The organism is Dialister sp. UBA1703, assembly GCA_002320515.1.
Taxonomy (GTDB): Bacteria; Bacillota; Negativicutes; order Veillonellales; family Dialisteraceae; genus Dialister.
Genome location: DCJJ01000033.1, coordinates 1 through 4531, shown reverse-complemented (window position 1 = coordinate 4531; position 4531 = coordinate 1). Strand labels below are relative to the sequence as shown.

Here is a 4531-nt window from a genome sequence, read left to right as displayed (position 1 = left end):
TTAATCAGCGCTTCCCTAGTGAGCCAGGAAAACCATACAACCGGGCTGACGCCCGATGGAAATGCGGCCCCCTTTGGTGGCTTATGGCACCACCTTTCTCCCAGCAGAGCTGGGGGAACTATGGACGCTTACCAACGTGTCACATCACATGACTCTGCAGAAAAGCGTAGAGAGGTTTATTCTCCCCCCTGAATAGGGGGGGAGTCCCGCGAAGCGGGATAGGGGCTGGCCACCGGAGGTGGCCAATTCATCGCTATGTTTAGCGGGACTTAAGCAGCAGGAGGGTAATCCCGTAACGCTGACTTTATAATTATTGCCGCCAAAGGCGGCAATCCTTCCCCTCTGAACCCTCTGAACCCTTTCTGTCCCCACGGGCCCTGCGGGCCCGCCCCCCTTTGGTGCTGACGCACCACCTTCCCCCCGCAAGCGGTGGGACAATAAGTGATGGGGAGGGAACTCTCTGAACCCGGGGCCGCAGTGCGGCCCCATATGATATAATTATTATACAGCTTCTTTATAAGAGGCACATACAAGTTAAATTTTATTGGCTGATACAAAAAAATAGATGAAATATCAGTTCCTTTTCAGGAAAGGAGAATGTATGAAACCGGTGAATTTATATTTCCTTCATCACAGCGGATTTATGGTGGAGCTGGAGAAAGTGATTCTTGTTTTTGACTATTATCTGGACCCGGCGGGTCATGTGGAGAAAAAGCTGCAGGAGACGGATAAGGCGGTCTATTTCTTTGTTTCCCATGTGCATGGGGATCATTTCAATCCGGCTATCCGGAAATTTGAAGACCGGGTGTCCGGTTATTTCCTTCACCGGGACTGCCGGCTGGTCCTCCAGAATGACAGTCTTCTCCATATGATGGACGTGGGGGACAGTGTGGAAGAGGGCCCTCTTTCGGTACATATGTATGGATCCACCGATGCAGGCGGTTCTTTCATGGTGGAAGCCGAGGGCCTTCGTATTTTCCATGCCGGCGACCTGAACTGGTGGCACTGGGCAGGGGAGGGAGACGGGGATAATTGGGACGCCCGGGACGGTTTCTTCCATGAGCTTTCTCTGATTAAGGAGAAAGCGGTGGATCTGGCCTTTATTCCTGTGGACGCCAGACAGCAGGTGGCAAGGGAGTGGGGCGTAAAGCAGTATCTTTCCCATTTCACCGCCGGTCTTCTTGTTCCCATGCATGCCTTTGGACAGCGCTGGGCGCCGTCTTATGAGTTCCACTGGCTCTTTCCGGACCAGGAAATGTGGATTCCTGCCGGCGACGGAGATACTGTGAGGAAAACATTATGATTTCCATGACCTGGATTTACATTATGCTGCTCATGCTGGTAGGAAGTTTCATCCTCCAGATGGTGCCCCTTCTGATTTATTTTCCCGCCGTGCTGGTGGTGAATATCCTCATCTTTATCATTGCTTTTATCCTTATCCGGAGAGACCCTTACGTGGAAAAAAGAGGAAATATCCTTTTCATGGCAGGGCTCACGGTGATTAATATCCTAACCGACCTGGGCATCCTTTCCTACCTCATGTCCTGGGCCGCTTTCGCCGCACTGATGGTGTGGTCCATGTTCGGCGGCGGACGGAAGGATTAATCAGTGAATTTCATCATTTCCACGGTTTCGGCAACTTGACAATAATTTATAAAAATTTTAGAATGGAAACAGGTGCTGAACCAAGTGAACATTCCTTTTAAGGTTTGATTCTGATTTTATATATAAAGCTCCTGCACAGTATGAAATTGGCGGGGGCTTTCTCCCTATGGGATAAAATATTCATTCAATAAGGAAATCCATCTGTTTCAGCCTGGAGAAATACTCCTTCTGCTATTGATTGGATTTCCTTTTTGCGTGTTTACAGGAGAATCCAAAGAAGAAAGGAAGGATTTTTTCCTGTATCTCCCAGCGGGGGATGCTTTGTTTATTTTTTATCTTGTGGATATAGAAATATCAGAAAGAGAGAGGTGAATCATTTGACACTGGATGAAGTTTTACTTTACGTCATTGTGGGCTGCATCGTGGCGGCAGCTGTAGGCGCCGGCATCGGTTACATGCTCCGCAAGCGCATTGCGGAAGCCCGCATCGGCTCTGCAGAAGAGAAGGCCCGCCAGATCGGCGAAGAGGCCAAGAAAATGCTGGACAATGCGTCCAGGGAAGCGGAAACGCTGAAGAAGGAAACCCTTGTACAGACCCGTGAAGAAATCCACAAACTTCGTGAAGATGTGGAGCAGGAGAACAAACAGCGCCGTGATGAGCTGCAGAAGTACGAACAGCGACTGGTCCAGAAGGAAAATAATCTGGACTGGAGAAGCGGCAACCTGGAACAGCGGGAATCCCAGCTGGACAAAAAGGAAAACCAGGTAAAAGCGCAGAAAGAAAAGCTGAACGGTCTCTATGAACAGCAGCAGAAAAAGCTGGAAGAAATCTCCCAGCTCTCCAGCGAACAGGCCAAGGATATGATTCTTTCCAGAGTGGATGAAGAACTGACCCATGAAAAGGCAGTCCGCATCCGCAGCGCTGTGGAAGAAGCCAAGAGCACTGCCGACGTGAAGGCAAGGGAAATCATTGCCGCCGCTATCCAGCGCAACGCTGCAGATACGGTTTCCGAAACCACCGTTTCCGTGGTATCCCTGCCCAACGAAGAAATGAAGGGCCGTATCATCGGCCGCGAAGGTCGTAACATCCGCGCCATCGAAACCCTGACCGGCGTAGATCTCATCATCGACGACACACCGGAAGCGGTCATTCTTTCCTGCTTCGATCCTATCCGCCGTGAGGTGGCAAGGCTGGCATTGGAAAGCCTTGTGAAGGATGGACGAATCCATCCGGCACGGATTGAAGAAGTGGTGGCCAAGACAAAGAAAGATGTGGATAAGGCTATTCGCGAAGCCGGTGAACAGGCTGTTATGGAGTGCGGTATCCGGGGTATGAATCCGGAACTGGTAAAAATCCTGGGCCGTCTGAAGTACCGGACAAGCTATGGGCAGAATGTGCTGCAGCACTGTATTGATACATCCTACTTTGCAGGCATTATGGCCGGCGAAGTGGGGGCCAATGTGGAACTGGCCAGAAGGGCAGGTCTCCTCCATGATATCGGCAAGGCCGTAGACCGTGAACAGGAAGGCACCCATGTGGAACTGGGCGTAGAACTGGCCCAGAAATACCATGAACCGCCGGAAGTTATCAATGCCATCGCCTCCCACCACGGAGACACGGAAGCCACCTGCGTGGAGTCCGTACTGGTGGCAGCAGCCGACGCCATTTCCGCTGCCCGCCCCGGCGCCCGCCGCGAAACCCTGGAAAACTATATCAAACGTCTCACCAAACTGGAAGACATTGCCAAATCCTTCCCTGGCGTGGACAACTGCTATGCCATCCAGGCAGGCCGCGAACTGAGAGTCATTGTGAAACCGGAAAAGGTATCGGAAGACCAGTCTACCATCCTGGCCCATGATATTGCAGCCAGAATCGAAAAAGAACTGCAGTACCCGGGACAGGTCAAAGTAGTGGTTATTCGCGAAACCAGAGCCACCGATTTTGCCAAATAATCTAAAAAAGCTGTGAAGAAATGCCCTGCATTTCCTCACAGCTTTTTGCTTTTGCCATGAAAGCATGGGGCTATCGGCTATCGGCTATCGGCCTTGGTGGGTGCCTCTTAAATAATGAAGGGCGCCAGTTTGTATAAAACCGATTTAGTGGGCTGGTCTGTATTCCCGAAGGGGCCTGCGGCCGTAGGCCGCAGAGGGCCATATGCCCCTCTGCTAACGCACGGGCCAAGGGTTGCGTCGCTGTCGCTCAGGGAGCAAAGGTCTTGGTGGGCGCCCCTAAAAAAATAAAGGGCGCCATTATGATAAAACCATACAACCGCCCTTGCGGGCGAGGGAAAAGCGTTCCCCCTTGCCCGCTCCGCGGGACTTACCCCGCACAGCGGGGTGGCAAGCGAACTTGGTTCGTAGGGGAGTGATAGCGACCTGAGAACCAAGTGAGACGCTTTCCCGTGGAGAAAGGTGGTGCCGTAAGGCACCAAAGGGGGAAATGCCACCGGAGGTGGCAAATTCAGCAGAATGCTTGGCGGGACTCAAGCAGCACATAGCAAGCTCCGCCGCTAACCCTTGTTTCCCCTTGAGGGGAAGGCCCGCGCAGCGGGAAAGGGTGTACGAGGGTAAGCGCAGAAATGATACTCTATGCTGAACTGACTGCCGCAAGACAGCATTCTGCAGTGAGATTTGAGGGCTCCCTTTCACTGGCTCCATGTAAGGCAGATTCATATAGGGCGCTTATCACCGCTCGAAATGACGGGGGAGCCATAGTGGCACAAATGCAAGTCCCGTAACGCTGACTTTATACTTATTGCCGCACCAGCGGCAATCCACCACCCTCAGCGGCGAAGCCGCTGTCGCCCCCTGAGCGAAGCGAACATAACCCTTCTACACAACCTTCGGGGCCAAAGGCCCCGTCAACCTTCCCCGCTGAACCTTCTGAACCCTTTGAACCCTTTTACACAACCTTTCTACACAACCTG

At 52.2% G+C, this 4531-nt stretch carries 3 protein-coding genes; all 3 read left to right on the top strand.

What is annotated here, in order from left to right; translation table 11 throughout:
- Window positions 1-601: 601 nt before the first annotated feature.
- Complete coding sequence (locus tag B2Y11_RS01640; protein ID WP_291055339.1) at window positions 602-1303, top strand: MBL fold metallo-hydrolase; 702 nt, start codon at window positions 602-604, stop codon at window positions 1301-1303.
- Window positions 1300-1605, top strand: a complete 306-nt coding sequence (locus tag B2Y11_RS01635) for a hypothetical protein (RefSeq protein WP_291055336.1) — start codon at window positions 1300-1302, stop codon at window positions 1603-1605. Before B2Y11_RS01640 ends, B2Y11_RS01635 begins: the two co-directional genes overlap by 4 nt.
- Before the next feature lie 377 nt (window positions 1606-1982).
- Complete coding sequence (gene rny, locus B2Y11_RS01630; protein ID WP_291055333.1) at window positions 1983-3557, top strand: ribonuclease Y; 1575 nt, start codon at window positions 1983-1985, stop codon at window positions 3555-3557.
- Window positions 3558-4531 lie beyond the last annotated feature (974 nt).